At 45.7% G+C, this 18,031-nt stretch carries 14 protein-coding genes; all 14 read left to right on the top strand.

The genetic code is table 11. The annotated features are described in order from the left end of the window. Positions 1 to 599 precede the first annotated feature (599 nt). The 14 genes from ABC831_RS25555 to ABC831_RS25490 all read left to right on the top strand — a co-directional run bounded on the left by ABC831_RS25555 (position 600) and on the right by ABC831_RS25490 (position 17,756). Complete coding sequence (locus ABC831_RS25555; RefSeq protein WP_343250905.1) at positions 600 to 2,306, top strand: glycosyltransferase family 2 protein; 1,707 nt, start codon at positions 600 to 602, stop codon at positions 2,304 to 2,306. A 124-nt stretch (positions 2,307 to 2,430) separates the two neighbouring features. Then, positions 2,431 to 4,107 (top strand): hypothetical protein, encoded by a 1,677-nt coding sequence (locus tag ABC831_RS25550; RefSeq protein ID WP_343250904.1) that lies wholly within the window; start codon positions 2,431 to 2,433, stop codon positions 4,105 to 4,107. After that, positions 4,100 to 5,023, top strand: a complete 924-nt coding sequence (locus ABC831_RS25545; RefSeq protein WP_343250903.1) for a glycosyltransferase family 2 protein — start codon at positions 4,100 to 4,102, stop codon at positions 5,021 to 5,023. The genes ABC831_RS25550 and ABC831_RS25545 overlap by 8 nt, the downstream gene beginning before the upstream one ends. Before the next feature lie 42 nt (positions 5,024 to 5,065). After that, the gene (locus ABC831_RS25540; protein WP_343250902.1) at positions 5,066 to 5,473 is read left to right on the top strand and encodes a GtrA family protein; all 408 of its coding nucleotides are present in this window, start codon (positions 5,066 to 5,068) and stop codon (positions 5,471 to 5,473) included. A gap of 70 nt (positions 5,474 to 5,543) precedes the next feature. Then, the gene (locus ABC831_RS25535) at positions 5,544 to 6,977 is read left to right on the top strand and encodes a glycosyltransferase family 2 protein (protein ID WP_343250901.1); all 1,434 of its coding nucleotides are present in this window, start codon (positions 5,544 to 5,546) and stop codon (positions 6,975 to 6,977) included. Positions 6,978 to 7,008: 31 nt separating this feature from the next. Next, positions 7,009 to 7,965 (top strand): glycosyltransferase family 2 protein, encoded by a 957-nt coding sequence (locus ABC831_RS25530; protein WP_343250900.1) that lies wholly within the window; start codon positions 7,009 to 7,011, stop codon positions 7,963 to 7,965. A 50-nt stretch (positions 7,966 to 8,015) separates the two neighbouring features. Continuing rightward, complete coding sequence (locus ABC831_RS25525) at positions 8,016 to 9,248, top strand: LCP family protein (protein WP_343250899.1); 1,233 nt, start codon at positions 8,016 to 8,018, stop codon at positions 9,246 to 9,248. A gap of 115 nt (positions 9,249 to 9,363) precedes the next feature. Continuing rightward, positions 9,364 to 10,779 carry an undecaprenyl-phosphate glucose phosphotransferase gene (locus tag ABC831_RS25520; protein WP_343250898.1) on the top strand — a complete coding sequence of 472 codons (1,416 nt, stop codon included), beginning with the start codon at positions 9,364 to 9,366 and terminating at the stop codon, positions 10,777 to 10,779. Between the two features lie 30 nt (positions 10,780 to 10,809). Next, positions 10,810 to 11,934 (top strand): LCP family protein, encoded by a 1,125-nt coding sequence (locus tag ABC831_RS25515; RefSeq protein ID WP_343250897.1) that lies wholly within the window; start codon positions 10,810 to 10,812, stop codon positions 11,932 to 11,934. 129 nt (positions 11,935 to 12,063) lie between these two features. Continuing rightward, positions 12,064 to 12,972 carry a glycosyltransferase family 2 protein gene (locus tag ABC831_RS25510; RefSeq protein WP_343250896.1) on the top strand — a complete coding sequence of 303 codons (909 nt, stop codon included), beginning with the start codon at positions 12,064 to 12,066 and terminating at the stop codon, positions 12,970 to 12,972. Between the two features lie 100 nt (positions 12,973 to 13,072). Beyond that, complete coding sequence (gene glmS / locus ABC831_RS25505) at positions 13,073 to 14,899, top strand: glutamine--fructose-6-phosphate transaminase (isomerizing) (RefSeq protein WP_343250895.1); 1,827 nt, start codon at positions 13,073 to 13,075, stop codon at positions 14,897 to 14,899. Between the two features lie 30 nt (positions 14,900 to 14,929). Further along, entirely contained in the window at positions 14,930 to 15,172 is a 243-nt protein-coding gene (locus ABC831_RS25500) for a DNA-directed RNA polymerase subunit M (protein WP_343250894.1), read from the top strand. Next, the gene (gene galU, locus ABC831_RS25495; RefSeq protein ID WP_343250893.1) at positions 15,153 to 16,058 is read left to right on the top strand and encodes a UTP--glucose-1-phosphate uridylyltransferase GalU; all 906 of its coding nucleotides are present in this window, start codon (positions 15,153 to 15,155) and stop codon (positions 16,056 to 16,058) included. Before ABC831_RS25500 ends, galU begins: the two co-directional genes overlap by 20 nt. Before the next feature lie 279 nt (positions 16,059 to 16,337). Beyond that, positions 16,338 to 17,756: a S1C family serine protease gene (locus ABC831_RS25490; RefSeq protein ID WP_343250892.1), complete on the top strand. Its 1,419-nt coding sequence runs from the start codon at positions 16,338 to 16,340 to the stop codon at positions 17,754 to 17,756. The last annotated feature ends 275 nt before the right edge of the window (positions 17,757 to 18,031 follow it).

The raw sequence follows: 18,031 nt of genomic DNA, 5'->3' as shown, positions 1-18,031 counted from the left end.
TAAAAATATCTTGTAATATACTCATAAGACTATTATGCAGGAAACCGACACAAAAAGAAACCCCTAATTCCCCCATGAATGGGGGCTAGGGGGTTGAAGTGTCGAAGACACTTTTTCATGAAATGAAATGTTATAAGAATAGTTGTTTCAGGATTATTTGCAAGCAATCATAAAGTATGCTAAACTATACACACTATAAGCAGTCGGTAAATTACTGACGCAGCGAAAAACGTTAGAAAATGTATACTTTGCAGTACCCCTTAATACATGCCCTTCGGGCGGGGTCGCGGCACAGCCGCTCCAAAAGGTATAGAAAGGTATAAGCCATGAACCAATCCCAGTCTCAGGAGGATCTCCTGTTATATTACAAATCTCTCAGTGAGTCCGAACAAAAGAAAGTGGAAGACTTAGAAACTCAGTTGGAAGAATCCGAAAAAGAAATAGAAGAGTTACAATTCCATCTAGACCGAATAAAGAACAGTTTTGTATGGAAACTATCAAAACCCTTCCGCGGAGCGTTACATGTATACGAGCGTACCCGGGACCGGCTACGCCGTTACGGTAATGTGCGTGGGGTTCTGCGTAAGATCCGGAGCAAGATGCGTGAAAAAAAAGCGGCATCCCGACTGCACGGAACCAAAAGCTTCCCAAGCGAGGAAGAAGCTCAAAGACAGCGGGATGAAAAGTTTTCCAGGGATATCAAGATCAGCATTTTGGTACCTCTTTATAACACTCCTGAGAATTTTCTACGGGAAATGATTGATTCGGTACTCTGGCAGACTTATCAGAACTGGGAGTTATGTCTCGCGGACGGCAGTGATGATCAACACACCTATGTGGGAGAGATCTGTCACCGGTATCAGAAGGACGCACGTATCAAGTACAAAAAAATCACGGAGAATCTGGGGATTTCCGGGAATACCAATGTCTGTCTGGAAATGGCCACCGGCAATTTTATCGGGCTTTTTGATCATGATGACATCCTGCATCCCTCCGTCTTATATGAGGCTGTAAAAGTTATCTGTGAAAAAAATGCTGATTATGTCTATACGGATGAGGCGACCTTCGAGGGAAAGAACATAAACAATATGATCGTACTCCATTTCAAGCCGGATTATTCCATTGACACACTGAGGGCAAATAATTATATTTGCCATTTCTCTGTTTTTGACGTCAAATTATTGGACAAGACCGGGTTATTCCGTAGCGCCTACGACGGAAGCCAGGACCATGACTTGATCCTGCGCCTGACGACCTCAGCCAAAAATGTGCAGCATATCCCTAAAATCCTGTACTACTGGCGGTCGCATAAGAACTCAGTCGCTTCAGACATCAATGCAAAGACCTATGCGATCGATGCGGCCAAACGGGCTGTTCAGGATCACCTTGAGCAATGCGGATTGGAAGCGAAGATCGAGAGTACCCGGGCATTTCCGACGATTTTCAGACTGAAATATAAACTCACAGCCGAACCATTGATTTCGATTCTGATACCCAACAAAAATCATAAGGATGATTTATCACGTTGTATTGATTCAATCCTCAGCAAATCGAGTTATCAAAAATTTGAAATCATTGTGATTGAAAATAACAGCACAGAAACAGAGATTTTCGATTATTATGAGGTGATAAAAAAGCATCCCCAGATCCGAGTTGTTACTTATGAAGGAAGCTTTAACTATTCAGCAATCAATAATTTTGGCGCAACTTTTGCCAATGGAGAATATTTGCTGTTCTTAAATAATGACGTGAAGGTGATTACCAGGGAGTGGTTGGAAGAAATGCTGATGTATGCGCAGCGGCCTGATGTGGGAGCGGTTGGATGTAAATTATACTACTCCGATAATACGATTCAGCACGCCGGGATCGTAATCGGTCTGGGTGCCCACCGTGCGGCCGGTCATACTCATTACAAAGAGCCCAAGGAAAATCTTGGATATATGGGCAGGTTATGCTATGCGCAGAATGTGACTGCAGTAACCGGAGCTTGTCTTATGGTAAGCAGACAGATTTATGCTGAAGTGGGTGGGCTGGATGAATCTTTTGCGGTAGCGTTAAATGATGTGGATTTTTGTTTGAAAATACGCAAAAAAGGCTACCTGAATGTATTCACTCCATTTGCCGAACTATATCACTATGAATCCAAATCCCGAGGCTTGGAGGACGATAAGGCCAAAGCCGAGCGATACAATGAAGAAACTGCCCGTTTCCGGGAGCGGTGGAAGAAGGAGCTGGAAGCAGGAGATCCTTATTATAATAGGAATTTCAGCCTGGATTACTCGGATTACTCACTGAAATTGGACTAAAAGATGCTTCAGATTATTCACTGAAATTTGATAGATAGATTCAGTGGCGCATTATAATAAAGAATTATAAAGGCAGATCCCTGATATGGATGAAAAATTAAAATATAACCGTCAACGCAGAATAATGTTTGCAGTTCTTATCGTTTTGACATTGGTCCGAATTGCGCTGATGCTTCGGATGCCTCTTTATGCAGTTGGTAACTCACAATATGATGATTATCTTTTGGCCAAATATGCGGACAGCCTGGCAAATTTTCAGTGGTTGGGTCCTTATACGAATACCACGCTGGTGAAGGGTATTTCGTTCTCGATTTTTCTGGCGTTGTGCCAAATGCTTGCTATTCCCTATCCGCTGGGATTGATACTGCTGTATATATTTTCAATAATTATATTTTTGCGGGCTATTGAGAAGCTTGTTCCTGGTTTCAGGGCCAGAGCTATAATTTATGTTTTTTTGCTGTATTCACCGGCTATGTTTCATTTTACTTATGTACAGCGGATTTACAGGATGGCGGTGGTGCCTCCTGCGGTGCTTCTGGTAATCGGATGTATCATCGGGCTTTATCAGAGCAGATATGAAAAAAACAGAACGCTTATTGCATGGGCGCTTGGGGCAGGACTTAGTATATCTTTCTTTTGGTATATAAGAGAGGATTCGGTCTGGCTCATGCCATTTATTGCAGGTGCTGTTCTGATCACCGGTATCTGCCTCTTGATACGCTATCGAGGACAGTGGAGGAAGCTGCTGTTGAAGCTGGTCATTTTGAGTCTTCCGTTTTTCTGTCTTTATGGCGTTAAGAGTTTTATTTCCTTTATGAATTATGAGCATTATGGTATTTATACTGTCAGTGACCGGACACAGGGGGGATTCGCGGAATTTATTTCGAATCTTCTGAAAGTAGATGGGGATAATGAACGGGAGGATGTCTGGATTTCCAGAGAGATGCTTAACAAAGTTATGGAGGTCAGTCCCACTCTAAATGAACTGCGGGAAGAAATGAATTATGAATATGATGTGGTCTGGGGCGTCGACGGGGAGATCCAGGGAGATTTGATCTTCTGGGCTCTGCGTGAGGCGGCTGATATCAAAGGCTGTTACGAGCAGGCTAAAACGGCTGATGAATTCTTTGCAAGAGCAGCGAGGGAGATAGGTGCCGCTTTTGAGGACGGAAGGTTGCAGAAGAAACAGGCATTTTACGTGTCTGCTTTGGGAAAAGGCCTGTTGCCAAAGGATATTCCGGAACTTGTCAAAAGGACATTAGCCGGTCTGGATGTCGTACTCGATTATGAGGCTATGGGAGCTAAAATGCCAACGGATGAGGACCCGGAGGGAACTTTCCATGAACAGATGCGTTTTTTGGAAGCAACGACAGGGTCACTGGTTGTATACCGGGATAACGATCCACTGGTTGAAAAAACAAAAGGAATTATCTGGTTGTCAAATAAAGTGATTCAGGGGTATCAGGCCACTGCTCATTTGTTGCTGATCATTGCAGGCATTGGGGCTATAACGCTGACAATATCCATGCTGAACCGGCTGAGAAAGAAGGATGGCAGCCTGGTGCCGGTATGGTTTATCCTGACTGGATGTCTTATATGTATTCTGGCGTTGGCTGTGGGTATCGCCTGGTTCACAGCTTGGATGGGAAGTGACACATCTGCCCGGGTATTTTATATGGCAGGTGCAATTCCGATGATACAGGTGGTTGAAATTCTTGCAATTTACACTTTTTACCAATTGTTAAAGGATAAACTAAGGCGAAAACCTTATGATACTGCAAAGAGGGAATTACATGAGTAAGATAGCGGTATTGATTCCGTGTTATAACGAAAGCATCACAATTAAAAAAGTGGTGGAAGATTACCGCAGGGTGCTGCCGGAAGCGGATATCTATGTATATGACAATAATTCCACAGATCAAACTGACAAGATTGCGGCACAAGCGGGTGCGATTGTCCGCTATGAGGGACGGCAGGGGAAAGGAAATGTGATCCGAAGTATGTTCCGTCAGATTGACGCGGATGCTTATCTGATGATTGACGGAGATGATACCTATCCTGCTGATCGTGCACGTGAAATGGTGCGACTGGTATTGGAAGAGGGTGTCGATATGGTGATCGGGGACCGCCTGTCTTCTACCTATTTTTCGGAAAATAAAAGGCGGTTTCATAATATGGGAAATCGAATGGTCCGTTTCCTGATCAACGGACTTTTTCGCAGTGATATCCGTGATATCATGACAGGTTATCGGGCGTTCAGCAGATTGTTTGTTAAGAATTTTCCAGTGCTTTCCCGGGGATTTGAAATTGAAACCGAGATGACGATTCATGCGTTGGACAAAAATTTCCTGATAACTGAGATCCCTGTAGCTTATCGCGACCGCCCTGCGGGGAGTCATTCCAAGCTGAATACATTAGGGGACGGAGTGAGAGTGTTAAAAACGATTGTTACCTTGTTTCGGGATTATAGACCGCTGCTCTTTTTTTCCATTTTATCTGTATTTTTGGTTACAATGGCAGCGTTATTATTTTTCCCTGTTTTAATAGAATATTTTGAAACCGGGTTGGTGAGACGGTTCCCTACGCTGATTGTATCAGGCGTTGCCGCGATTATGGGAATGCTGCTCTGGGTTTGTGGGATTGTTTTGCACGTTATGGGAAAAATGCATAGACAACTTTATGAGCTCATTCTGAACCGCTTGCCGGAAAGGTCATGATTTGATGTCTGTGCATTCAGTAAAAGAAAGAGGAGCTTCACAATGAAAAAGTTATTTGCCCAATTAGTCCGCTTTGGAATCGTCGGCGTCATCGCTTTCGTAATTGATTACGTAATCATGATCGCCCTGACTGAGTTGGTTGGCATCAACTATTTAATATCCAGCGGTATATCCTTCACCATATCGGTTGTCGTAAATTATATATTAAGTATTACCATGGTATTTCAGCTCAAAAAGGATGCCAATAAGACAAAAGAGTTTATCATATTCGTAATCTTAAGTGTCATAGGTCTGGGCCTGAACCAATTGCTTATGTATGTTCAGGTGGATCTGCTTTCCATTTACTATATGATTGCCAAAATTATAGCTACAGGTATCGTCATGGTCTATAACTTTATCTCCAGAAAAATATTCATTGAAGACCATTCAAAAGATACGATCAATCATTAATTTTGTAAGACCATGAACGATTAAAAGTCTATATAATGAAAAGCAACCAAAATCAAGAGGAACAATCCCAATGATCCAAAATATAAAAAAAACCTGGCACTACTTCCAACGAAACGGTATAGCCGCAGCTATAGCCAAAGTATCAGAACAATTATCGCAGCAGTCCGCTGAACGCAGCTATTCCAGTTGGCTGGCAGGTCATCTGCCGACAGAATCCCAACTGGAGGTTCAGCGCCGCCATATTTTTATTAACCCTATTACATTCAGTATCATAGTCCCCACCTACTGTACCGACCCCACATTCCTGCGGCAGATGGTAGAATCCGTACTGAATCAGACGTATCCGCACCTGGAACTGTGCATTGCTGACGGCAGTCCGGATGACAGCGTAGCATCCATATTGTCTGAATACCAGGACCTAAGAATCCATTACCGGCATCTTCAGGAAAACAACGGTATTGCAGGAAACACCAATGCCGCATTCGAGATGGCAACCGGTGCCTACGTAGCCTTACTGGATCATGACGACATACTGACACCGGATGCCTTATATGAAATGGCCTCTGCTGTGGAGTCTAATCCGGCCACAGATATGTTGTATTCCGATGAAGATAAAGTTACCGCCGATCTTCGGACATACTTCAATCCGCATTACAAACCGGATTACAACCCGGAACTATTGCGTACAAACAATTATATCTGTCATTTTCTTGCGGTAAAAAGGGAGCTGGCTGTCCGGGCTGGTTATTTCCAGTCTGATTATGACGGTGCCCAGGATTATGATTTTATTTTCCGATGTGCCGAATTGGCACGGCATATCCATCATATACCGAGAATTCTCTATCACTGGCGCTCCCACGCTGCGTCTACAGCGGCAAATCCTCAGAGTAAGCTCTATGCCTATGAAGCAGGAAAAAGAGCCCTGGAAAGCCATTTAAATAGAAGCAATGTACAGGCAAGTGTATCTCATACACCGCATCTGGGATTTTATCGAGTGCAATACCGGCTCCCCTCCACACACGCCTCTGATAATTGCTTCCTTCACATAAGTGAAAATACAGCAAATCCGCCGTTGATTTTAAAAGAGGTAAAACAGGAGCTCATATCAAACTGTATGCGGCCGGATGTAGGAATTGCCGGAGGCAAGACATTGTACCCAAATGGCCGCATCAAACAGGCCGGTCTGCGGCGTATGGCAGACGGAACTTATGAACCTGAATACAACGGCCTGAAAAAGCACTATTCCGGCTACATGCACCGTGCTGACTTACAGCGATGCGCCGACTCCGTTTCCTGTGATTGTTTTGCCGTAAAAATGGAACTTTTAGATCAGCTGGGAATCAGTCCTCAGGACTTGAAGACACAGAAGGATGTCAACCTTCTGTGTGAGAAAATCAGATCTGCCGGATATCTCGTGATCTTCACGCCCTATGCATGTATGAAAATGAAAGACAGCAGAACGAAACATGACAAGAAGAAACGTAGCAGAAAGAAACATGCATAAGCCGAAGCAGGTAGAAAAGCGAGGAACTAACATGAAAAAAGTATCGATTGTGATACCAAACTACAACGGAAAAACCTATCTGGATACCTGCCTGCGTGCCGTTTACCATCAAACCTTACCGGATATGGACGTAATTGTTGTCGACAACGGCTCCACAGACGGCAGCCAAAATTTTATACAGGACAACTATCCACAGACGCGACTCATCGAACTGGATGACAACTACGGTTTCTGCCGTGCGGTGAATGAAGGAATCCAGGCGTCAGACACAGACTATGTGATCCTGCTTAACAACGATACGGAAGCCGCGCCGGATTTTGCGGCTGTACTGCTGAAGACAATGGAACAGTCCCCGGACATCTTTTCCTGCGCGGCTAAAATGCTCTGCTTCCACCATCGGGACATCATTGACGACGCCGGAAATCTGTACTGCGCACTTGGCTGGGCTTTTGCGAGAGGAAAAGGAAAACCTGCAGACAAATTCAACCGGCCCCAAAGTATCTTTGCTGCCTGCGCCGGAGCAGCGATATACAGAAGAGACCTGTTCGAAAGGGTAGGACTCTTTGACGAAGCCCATTTCGCCTATCTGGAGGACGTGGATATCGGCTATCGGGCACGGATCATGGGCTTTCGCAACCAGTACCAGCCAAACGCGGTTGTATATCATATAGGCAGCGCGACAACCGGTTCCAGGTATAATGAATTCAAGGTGCGCTATGCCGCCAGAAATAGTGTTTATCTGGCTTATAAGAATATGCCGTTACTCCAGCTGCTGCTGAATCTGCCGCTTTTAATTCTGGGCTATCTGGTGAAAACAGCATTTTTTACCTCAAAAAAAATGGGGAAAGAATATCTGATCGGCATAAAAAATGGGCTTTCTATGTGCCTGAAGGGGCAAAAAGTGCGATTTTATTGGAAAAATATCCCGAACTATGTTAAAATCCAGATAGAACTGTGGGTAAATATTGTCAGAAGATTGACATCGTAACTGCCCTTTGAAAAGCAGCAAATAAAGGTACAAAGGAGAACTATAGGAACATGTCCGATTTTCAAACGAACCCAGAAGACGGTAAAAATCACAAAAAACGTATGAAACAGGATTACACTTCAGATGATAATCATAAGATCATAAACAGCGGAAACAGAACACATAAGACGGAAAATATAACGAATTATAAAACAAAATATAAAACAGGCAACAACGGCAAATTCCACAAAAAATTCCACAAATACCGGACAGCCTTAACGGTGGTCGCCGGCATAACACTGGTACTGCTGGCCGGCGTCCTGTACGTGAATTCCAAACTGGATAAACTTCAAAAAGACAAAGATTTCAAATCCAACGAGGTACAGATCAATCAGGTGCCCGTAGAAGTCCAGGAGGTTATGGAAGGCTATACGAATATCGCCATATTCGGCCTGGACGATGAAGACGGCAAGGGAAATAAGGACAAGGGAACCCACAGCGACTCGATTATCGTAGCGAGCATTAACAACCAGACGAAACAGGTGAAACTGGTTTCCGTTTACCGGGATACCTATCTGAACCAGGCGGATGCCAAGGACAGCAGCAAATACCACAAAGCCAACAACGCCTATTTCAAGGGCGGCGCAAAGCAGGCGGTGGACATGCTGAACAAGAATCTGGATCTGGATATCGAAGACTACGTGGCGATCCAATACGATGCGATCGTAGCGGTGGTGGATGCTCTGGGCGGTGTGGAGATCAATGTGGAGGAGGATGAAATCTTCCATATGAATAATTATATCATCGATGTTTCAGATGTGACAGGGAAGCGTACCCAGGAGATACTGGAGCCTGGCCTGCAGACACTGGATGGTGTACAGGCCTCCGCCTATGTCAGAGTCCGCTATACCGCCGGAAGTGATTTTAAGCGGACGCAGCGGCAGCGGTTATTGATATCCAAGATCGCGGAAAAAGCCCAGTCCGCAAACCTGTCCACTATTTTGTCCATTGTAAATAAAGTGTTTCCAATGATCAAGACAAGTCTGGATAAGGATGAAATCATCGGTATGGCCAAAGACGCGGGCGCTTACAGCATTGCGGATACCACAGGTTTTCCTTTTGAAAAGAACCCGGATGCCTATGTGGGTAAAATGTCCTGTGTACTGGTGGATAATCTGGCGCAGAATGACAAACAGCTGCATGAATATTTGTTTGAAGGTGAGAGCTATACTCCTTCCGCGGAAGTGATGAAGATCAGTGAGGATTTGATGGAAGTATATAAAAAAGACCTTGCGCAGAAATGAATTCCTGCAATGAAAATGTTTTAATACTTGCCCTTTTGGGAAAATTATTGTATTATATGAGTTACGGCAAGTTGGCAGAAGGAAAATACTGCCTTTTGAGAATGGGTGATAACCATTGATTAAGGATAATCAGAAGTATTTCAATAGATTACATGTATTGGTCGATGCGTTGGTTGTGGCCGGTTGCTATTCACTGACGTGGTTTATCCGCTTTAAAACGGCGCTCGGCCTTATGCTTTTCGGACATCCCGGAGAATACCTGCCGCCGAGCCAGTATTTTGCGGTTCTTTTAGTATTGGTACCGGGATATTTGCTGCTGTATTTTGCGTTTAATCTGTATACGTCGAAACGGGTACAGGGCCGGCGGCTGGAGTTTGGCAATATTGTGAAGGCCAATACGATCGGTCTTTTTCTGCTTGTCATGATTCTGTATTTCAACAAGCAGATGGATTTCGCACGGTCCGTCATTATCACGTTTTATTTTATCAACATCGTGGTGGAGTCGGTGGTCCGGAACCTGATCCGGGTAGGCCTGCGTAAGATCCGCAAAAAAGGATTTAATCTCCGACATATTCTGCTGGTGGGATACAGCCGGGCAGCAGAGGAATATATCGACCGCATCAAATCCAATCCCCAGTGGGGCTATGTAGTCCGGGGTATTCTGGATGACAATGTGGAACGCGGCACCATGTACAAAGGTGTGAAAGTAATCGGAAGAATCGATAATCTGTTAGTGATTCTTCCTGAAAATAAATTGGACGAGATCGCCATCACTCTGGGGCTGGATGAATATTCCAAACTGGAGAGGATCGTGGGTCTGTGTGAAAAGTCCGGTGTGCATACGAAATTTATACCGGATTATAATAATATTATTCCGACCAAACCCTATACGGAAGACCTTCTCGGGCTTCCGGTGGTCAATATCCGCCACGTGCCTCTTACGAACACGTTTAATATGATGGTGAAAAGGGCCATGGATCTGGCTGGTTCCATACTGGCCATTATCGTATTTTCACCGGTCATGCTGTTTACTATTATCGCTATCAAGGTGACTTCCCCGGGGCCTCTTGTTTTTACCCAGGAGAGGGTCGGCCTTCACAATAAAAATTTTCACATGTATAAATTCCGTTCCATGGAAGTGCAAAAGCCTAATGAAGAAAAAGGCTGCTGGACAGTGCAGAACGATCCCCGGGTGACTAAGGTGGGCCGGGTGATCCGAAAACTCAGTATCGATGAGCTGCCGCAGCTATTTAATGTATTAAAAGGTGATATGAGTCTGGTCGGTCCCCGGCCGGAACGGCCGTTTTTTGTGGAAAAATTCCGGGAAGAGATTCCCCGTTACATGGTCAAGCACCAGGTTAGGCCGGGAATGACCGGATGGGCGCAGATCCATGGTTATCGAGGTAACACTTCGATTCGAAAACGAATCGAATATGATTTATATTATATAGAAAACTGGACAGTGGGCCTGGATATTAAAATACTGTTTCTTACAATATTCAGGGGATTTGTAAACAAAAATGCGTATTGAGCCGCGCAGGGAAGGAATGGTTACTGAATAATGGCAAAGAATACAAAAGCATCACCAAAACGCAAGGGAAGCAAAAAGGCACGAAGAAGACGGAGGAGGATCCTCCTTGTAATAGAAATATTAGTTTTACTTATTTTGCTGGCCGTTCTGTTTGTGGTATCCAAGCTGGATAAAATACAGCAGGACAAAGATTTTAAAGGCGAGGATACCCAGAAAAACGAAGTGACCGATGAGGTACAGGAAACCCTGGATGGCTATACCAACATCGCTCTGTTTGGTCTGGATTCCCGGGAAAGCGGTAACCTGGACAAGGGCAGCCACAGTGATACGATCATGGTGGCCAGTATTAACAACAAAACAAAAGAAGTAAAACTGGTATCCGTATACCGTGACACCTATTTGAATCAGGCGGATGGTAAAGATACTTATCACAAAGCGAATCAGGCGTATTATACAGGCGGACCAAAACAGGCGGTTGATATGCTGAATCTGAATCTGGATTTACAGATCGAGGATTATGTGACCATCGATTGGGCGGCCCTGGTAGCTGTGATCGATGACCTGGGCGGTATCGACATTGACATTCAGGAAGATGAGATTATCCATCTGAACAACTACACGGTGAGCGTATCCGAAGAAACCGGAGTAAAAACTAATAAAATAACATCCCCCGGCCTCCAGACTCTGGACGGCGTACAGGCAACTTCATATGCCAGAATCCGTTATACCGCGGGCGATGACTTCAAACGTACGGAACGCCAGCGTCTGGTTTTGACTCTGGTGGCGGAAAAAGCGAAAAAAGCCAGCATCGGAACACTCTCTAAAATTGTTGACCATGTATTTCCTATGATCAAGACCAGTTTGACCTATTCGGAAATCATCGCCATGGCAGGGGATGCCACCGCTTACAGTATCGGTGATACCGCAGGGTTCCCCAGCGATCACAGTACCGGTCCGGTAGGCAAAATGTCCGTGGTGTTTGCGAATGGTTTGACTGAAAACGATAAAACCCTGCATGAATTCCTGTTTGACGGGGAGAATTACACACCCTCCAAAGAGGTACAGAACATCAATGATTACCTGATAAAGAAAACAGGTAAAACACCGACCAAGAGTTCCGGTTCCGGACAGAGTGAAGCGGGAGCAGAAGAATAGAAGCGTGAATCCATCGTTAATAAAGTGAACCAAACGACCAAAGGGGGCCATACAGGCTCCCTTTTATCGGTTTCGCAGATTTAACAAATCAAGTGGACAAAAAGGGAGAAGTTTGCTAGAATTATCACTATGAAAGTAGATGTAATAATACCGACTTATAAGCCGGATGAAAAATTTCGAAGATTGCTGTTTATGCTCGGCAGGCAGAGTATCTCAATTTCCCAGATTATTATTGTGAATACGGAAGAGTCATGGTGGGATCCCGGATTGTGCGAGGGCATAGACGGGGTTCAGGTATATCATGTCCCGAAAAAGGATTTTGATCACGGAGGGACCAGGAATCTGGCCGCTCACAGGTCTGACGCGGATATTATGATATTTATGACTCAAGATGCGGTGCCGGCCGATGAATATCTGCTGGAACGGCTGACAGAGCCGTTTTCGGATGAGCAGGTGGCGGCCGCTTACGCAAGGCAGCTTCCGGATGAACACTGCAGTGAGATAGAGAAATATACCAGGCAGTTTAATTATCCGGAAGAGGACCGGAAAAAGACGATTGCAGATCTGGATGAGCTGGGCATCAAGACATTTTTTTGTTCCAATGTGTGTGCCGCATACCGCAGGAGCACTTATTTTCAGCTGGGCGGTTTTGTGAAGAAAACGATATTTAACGAAGATATGATATATGCAGGTACGCTGATCCGGTCCGGTTATGCGATCGGCTATGCTTCCCGGGCGCTTGTGGTACATTCCCACAACTATGGTTGTCTGACTCAGTTTAAGAGGAATTTTGATCTGGCTGTGTCACAGCAGCAGCATCCTGAGATCTTCGCGGGGGTGCGTTCCGAATCAGAAGGGATTCGTTTGGTCAAACAGACTGCCGGGCACCTGTGGCGCATTCACAAACCGTGGCTGATCGTGTATCTGATTGTGCAAAGCGGTTTCAAATTTATGGGATACCGGTTCGGGAGAAAGTATGAGAAACTGCCGAAATGTATCATTCATCTGTTTACTATGAATAAAGCATACTGGAAATGATGAAGATTGAGAAAGGTATGCAGGGGTTTTTACAGGAATAGATATACTAAGAATCGTTAGAGGTATTATGGAAAATCGGCTTTAGAGGAGGAAGGAAACTATGTGCGGAATAGTTGGTTACACCGGAGATGAGCAGGCGGCTCCGATCCTGCTGGATGGTCTGGCAAAATTGGAATACCGGGGATATGATTCGGCCGGTATCGCGGTTTTCGACGGAGAGAAGATCAATATGGCAAAAGCGGCCGGGAGACTGAAGGTATTGAGCGAGCTGACCCATGACGGGAAGGAACTCCCTGGTTTTATCGGCATCGGACATACCAGATGGGCTACCCATGGGGCGCCCAGTGATACCAATGCCCATCCCCATTGCAATAAGGACCGGTCCATCGTGGTTGTGCACAACGGAATCATTGAGAATTATCTGAAACTGCGCAGAAAGCTGGAGGGCAAAGGCTATGTATTCCAGTCCGAGACGGACACGGAAGTGCTGGCGCATCTTCTGGACTATTATTATACCGGAGATCCTGTCTCCACGATCATTAAGGTGATGCATCGGGTGGAAGGATCTTACGCGCTGGGAATTCTCTTTGAGAAACATCCCGGTGAAATGTATGCGGTACGAAAAGACAGCCCTCTGATCGTCGGAAAAGCCCAAAACGGTAATTTGATCGCCTCTGACGTGCCGGCTGTCCTGAAATACACCCGGGAGGTCTGCTTCATAGAAAATGAAGAGATCGTTAAGCTGACCGGGAATGAGATGCATTTTTACAATGTGGATGAGGAGGAGATCACCAAGGAATTCCAGACCATAGCCTGGGATGTCAGCGCTGCGGAAAAAGGCGGATATGAGCATTTCATGTTAAAAGAGATGTATGAGCAGCCGAAAGCGGTGGGTGATACCTTAAGTCCCAGAATCAAAGGGAACCGGATCGTGATCGAGGAGTTGGGCATGTCGGACGAGGAGATCCGGGCGATTCGTAAGATCTATATTATTGCCTGTGGCTCGGCTTTTCACAGCGGTATGACGAATAAATATGTATTTGAAGGGCTGGCGCGCATCCCGGTGGAAGTGGATCTGGCCAGCGAGTTCCGGTACAGGGATCCGATCTTTGAGCCTGATACGCTGGTGATTATTGTAAGCCAGTCCGGCGAGACCGCGGATTCCCTGGCAGCGCTGCGGGAAGCCAAAGCACATGGGGTACCGGTATTGGGAATTGTCAATGTAGTGGGCAGCTCTATCGCGCGGGAGGCCGATCATGTGATGTATACCTGGGCTGGTCCTGAGATCGCGGTGGCTACGACCAAGGCCTACAGCACGCAGTTGATCGCCCAGTATCTCCTGGCACTGAAGTTCGCCCAGGCGCGTGCAACTGTTTCCGACGAAGAGTTAGAAGAAATGATACAGGATCTGAAGCAGCTGCCGGATCAGATCGAGATGCTTCTGAATAATAAAGAAAAAATCCAGCATTTTGCGAACCGCTATATTGCAGCCCGTGATGTATTCTTTATCGGAAGAGGAATTGATTACGCGATTTCCATGGAGGGTTCCCTGAAATTAAAGGAGATATCCTATATCCACTCGGAAGCTTATGCGGCCGGTGAGTTAAAGCATGGAACCATATCGCTGATCGAGGAGGGTACTTTGGTGGCGGCTGTACTGACGCAGGAAAGCCTTTATAAAAAAATGATCAGTAATATGGAAGAAGTCCGTACCCGGGGTGCCTTTGTACTTGCCGTTACAAATGTGGGAAATCATGAAGTGGAAAAGACGGCAGATTATGTGATTTATATACCGAAAACAAACCGGTATTTTACCAATTCCCTGGCGATCATTCCATTGCAGCTGTTCGGATATTATGTGGCGATCGGAAAAGGCTGCGACGTTGATAAACCCAGAAATCTGGCAAAGTCCGTTACGGTAGAGTAAGGTTGAACGAAAAGATGGAGTAGAATACGAATGATTAGAGTATATATCTGTCCAAAATGTGAAGCAATAAAAGTAGGTTCCAGAAGGAAGAAAGTGGTATGCTACTATTGCGACGAAACACCGATGCTCATCACGGAACTGGAATTTCTGAAATATTCGGAGATGCTGCCGGAGGAAAGACAGGAATATGCCAGGGAGTGGATGAAAAAATATCGGGAGAAGAAAAAAATCGTAGAGGAGAAGGAAGATGCAGATGAAGAACAAAAGGGTTAAAAAGGCAGTGATCCCGGCGGCGGGACTGGGAACCAGATTTTTGCCGGCTACCAAGGCGCTCCCTAAGGAGATGCTTCCCATCGTGGATATTCCGACCGTTCAGTATATCATTGAAGAAGCCGTAGCCAGCGGAATTGAAGAGATCCTGATCATTACCAACTCCAATAAGCACTGTATGGAGAATCATTTTGACAAATCTTATGAGCTGGAGGATCGTCTGGCTGCCTCCGGGAAAAAAGCTGAGGTCAAAATGATCAATGATATCGCGAACCTTGCGGATATCTATTATGTGCGGCAGAAGGAACCGCGGGGCCTGGGGCACGCCATCATGTGCGCCCGTTCCTTTATCGGTGATGAGCCGTTTGCGATACTTCTGGGTGATGATGTGGTGGTAAATAAAGGCGGGACACCAGCTCTGGGACAGCTGATCGACAGCTATTATAAGATCGGAGCATCCGTGGTCGGAGTCCAGACCGTTGCCGAGGATCAGGTAAGCAAGTATGGTATCGTTGCCCCGGATCCCTCCCACAAACAAAGAGGCCGCCTGTGCAAGCTGACCGATATGGTGGAAAAACCGAAGAAAGAAGAGGCGCCCAGCCAAATGGCGGTTCTGGGACGCTATGTGCTGACACCTGAAATCTTTGAACTGCTGGAGAACCAGGAAGCCGGTGCGGGCGGGGAGATCCAGCTGACCGATGCCATAAAGCGTCTCATGGACATCCAGGCCGTGTATGCCTATGATTTTGAAGGAATCCGGTATGATGTGGGCGACAAGTTCGGCTTTATCAAAGCTACCATTGACTTTGCTTTGGATCGACCGGAATTGAAGGATGATGTCATGAAATATATTATGGAAGTAGCTGAAAAAGCAAAAACAGTTAAGTAGTTTGTAATGCAGCACTTCGGAAACCTTGGACAGACAAGGGGCTGTCGGGAAATATAATTTGCATACCAGATGTTGATGCGAAACTTGCAATCATGTTTCATATCTGGTATGACGGATTTATTTCCCGGCAGCCCTTTATTTCTCCTCTGACAGTTCGGGCTTTTTCATAAAATTATGAACTGCACAAATTTTTAAAGTTTTAATCACATTTTAAACACAATTCCTTGTTACACTATAGGAAATCGAAAAGATAATATAACTAAGGAAGGAGATTTTAGTATGAGTGAAGAATATGGAAATAACGGTTATAATGGATATCCCACAACCGGTTCTGATATGAATAATACGGCGAACAATGAACATCAGGGAAGCGGGGCTTACGGCCAGCAGGAGGCGAATAGTTATACAGGGTATCAAAACAGCGCCTATACTTCCTATCACATCTCCGGGGATTCCCCGAAGAAGAAACCGGAAAAGAAGAGAAAAGGCGGAGGAAGGAAAGCGGCAAAAGTCGTTGCCAGCCTGCTGGTAATCGTACTGGTTGGCGGAATAGGATTTTATGCCGGCGGCTTGAGAGATACTTCTCAAAAACAGGAAGCCAACGCCACACCACAGCCCGATGAAAAACAACAGGAAGAACAGAAGGAACTGATACCGGCAGTGAATACCAATGACGGTTCCTCCAATGTTGTAGTCAACGATGTATCCGATGTGGTAGAAGCCGTAATGCCTTCTGTAGTATCCATCACAAACGCAGGGGTACAGGAGGTGCAGACCTTCTTCGGAACCCAGCAGTATACGACCCAGAGTTCTGGTTCCGGCATTATCATAGGTCAAAACGATGACGAGTTATTAATCGTAACCAACAACCACGTAATCGCTGATTCCCAGGAACTTAGCGTAGCATTCGCGGATAACTCCGTATATGAAGCCTATGTAAAAGGAGCGGACCCCAACGCGGATCTGGCAGTAGTAGCAGTGAAACTGGATTCGATCAGTGATGAGACGAAGTCCGGTATCAAGACAGCCGCCCTGGGTGATTCCAATGCGCTGAAAGTAGGGGAAGCCGCCATTGCTATCGGCAATGCTCTGGGCTACGGCCAGTCTGTAACCACCGGCGTCATCAGCGCCCTGGACAGACAGGTAGAAGGCTATAACAGTACATTGATCCAGACGGATGCGGCCATTAACCCCGGCAACAGCGGCGGTGCCCTTTTGAATACCAAGGGCCAGGTAATCGGCATCAATGTAATGAAACTGGCCAGTGACAAAATAGAAGGCATGGGTTACGCGATCCCCATCAGCAACGTATCCGACATCATCGATACTCTGATGAACCGTGAAACCAGATCCATAGTGGATGAAAGCGAGCGGGGATATCTGGGAATATCCGGCCTTAACGTAACGGATGAGGTATCCAACAGTTATGCAATGCCGCAGGGTGCCTTTGTAGTACAGGTATATGATGACTCCGCCGCATCAAATGCGGGAATCCACAAAGGCGACATCATTACCAAATTCGACGGTCTCCCGGTAACTTCCATGGAAAGTCTTTCCAGCACCCTGGAATACTATAAAAAAGGCGAAACTGTTGATGTGGCAGTACAATCTGCCAACAACGGGGAATATGTGGAACGCACCGTCAGTGTCACACTGGGAGAGAAGCCGGCGGAAAATAACGTGAATACAAACCGGTAATTGAATGGAATCAGGGAAATAAATATAATTTAAGCCGCGGCGGATGGGAGGGGACTGGCACCTTTCGGTAATAAAGCGAAACTTTCCGGCAGCTGCGTGGAGAAAGGGGCCTGTCCCCGGATGTTGACTAAAATAGACTCACATCCGGGGACAGACCCCCATAGGCGCGAACTTAAGCAAAAAGTCTAGGAAAAATAAAATAAAAAATAAATTCACCCTGCCTCCTCATTTTGTTGTAAAATAGTTTTGCGAAACAAATACATACAAAATGAGGA

This window comes from Diplocloster hominis, from assembly GCF_032380655.1.
GTDB classification, from domain to species: Bacteria; Bacillota; Clostridia; order Lachnospirales; family Lachnospiraceae; genus Diplocloster; species Diplocloster hominis.
Note: the sequence above shows the minus strand (reverse complement) of the source record. Positions and strands in the feature narration are given on the sequence as shown.

What these genes read in the sequence shown, in the direction of transcription:
- ABC831_RS25490 (WP_343250892.1), top strand. Translation starts at nt 16,338, where the DNA reads ATGAGTGAAGAATATGGAAATAACGGTTATAATGGATATCCCACAACC.
- ABC831_RS25555 (WP_343250905.1), top strand. Translation starts at nt 600, where the DNA reads ATGCGTGAAAAAAAAGCGGCATCCCGACTGCACGGAACCAAAAGCTTC.
- glmS (WP_343250895.1), top strand. Translation starts at nt 13,073, where the DNA reads ATGTGCGGAATAGTTGGTTACACCGGAGATGAGCAGGCGGCTCCGATC.
- ABC831_RS25510 (WP_343250896.1), top strand. Translation starts at nt 12,064, where the DNA reads ATGAAAGTAGATGTAATAATACCGACTTATAAGCCGGATGAAAAATTT.
- ABC831_RS25525 (WP_343250899.1), top strand. Translation starts at nt 8,016, where the DNA reads ATGTCCGATTTTCAAACGAACCCAGAAGACGGTAAAAATCACAAAAAA.
- ABC831_RS25515 (WP_343250897.1), top strand. Translation starts at nt 10,810, where the DNA reads ATGGCAAAGAATACAAAAGCATCACCAAAACGCAAGGGAAGCAAAAAG.
- ABC831_RS25500 (WP_343250894.1), top strand. Translation starts at nt 14,930, where the DNA reads ATGATTAGAGTATATATCTGTCCAAAATGTGAAGCAATAAAAGTAGGT.
- ABC831_RS25550 (WP_343250904.1), top strand. Translation starts at nt 2,431, where the DNA reads ATGTTTGCAGTTCTTATCGTTTTGACATTGGTCCGAATTGCGCTGATG.
- ABC831_RS25535 (WP_343250901.1), top strand. Translation starts at nt 5,544, where the DNA reads ATGATCCAAAATATAAAAAAAACCTGGCACTACTTCCAACGAAACGGT.
- ABC831_RS25540 (WP_343250902.1), top strand. Translation starts at nt 5,066, where the DNA reads ATGAAAAAGTTATTTGCCCAATTAGTCCGCTTTGGAATCGTCGGCGTC.
- galU (WP_343250893.1), top strand. Translation starts at nt 15,153, where the DNA reads ATGAAGAACAAAAGGGTTAAAAAGGCAGTGATCCCGGCGGCGGGACTG.
- ABC831_RS25545 (WP_343250903.1), top strand. Translation starts at nt 4,100, where the DNA reads ATGAGTAAGATAGCGGTATTGATTCCGTGTTATAACGAAAGCATCACA.
- ABC831_RS25530 (WP_343250900.1), top strand. Translation starts at nt 7,009, where the DNA reads ATGAAAAAAGTATCGATTGTGATACCAAACTACAACGGAAAAACCTAT.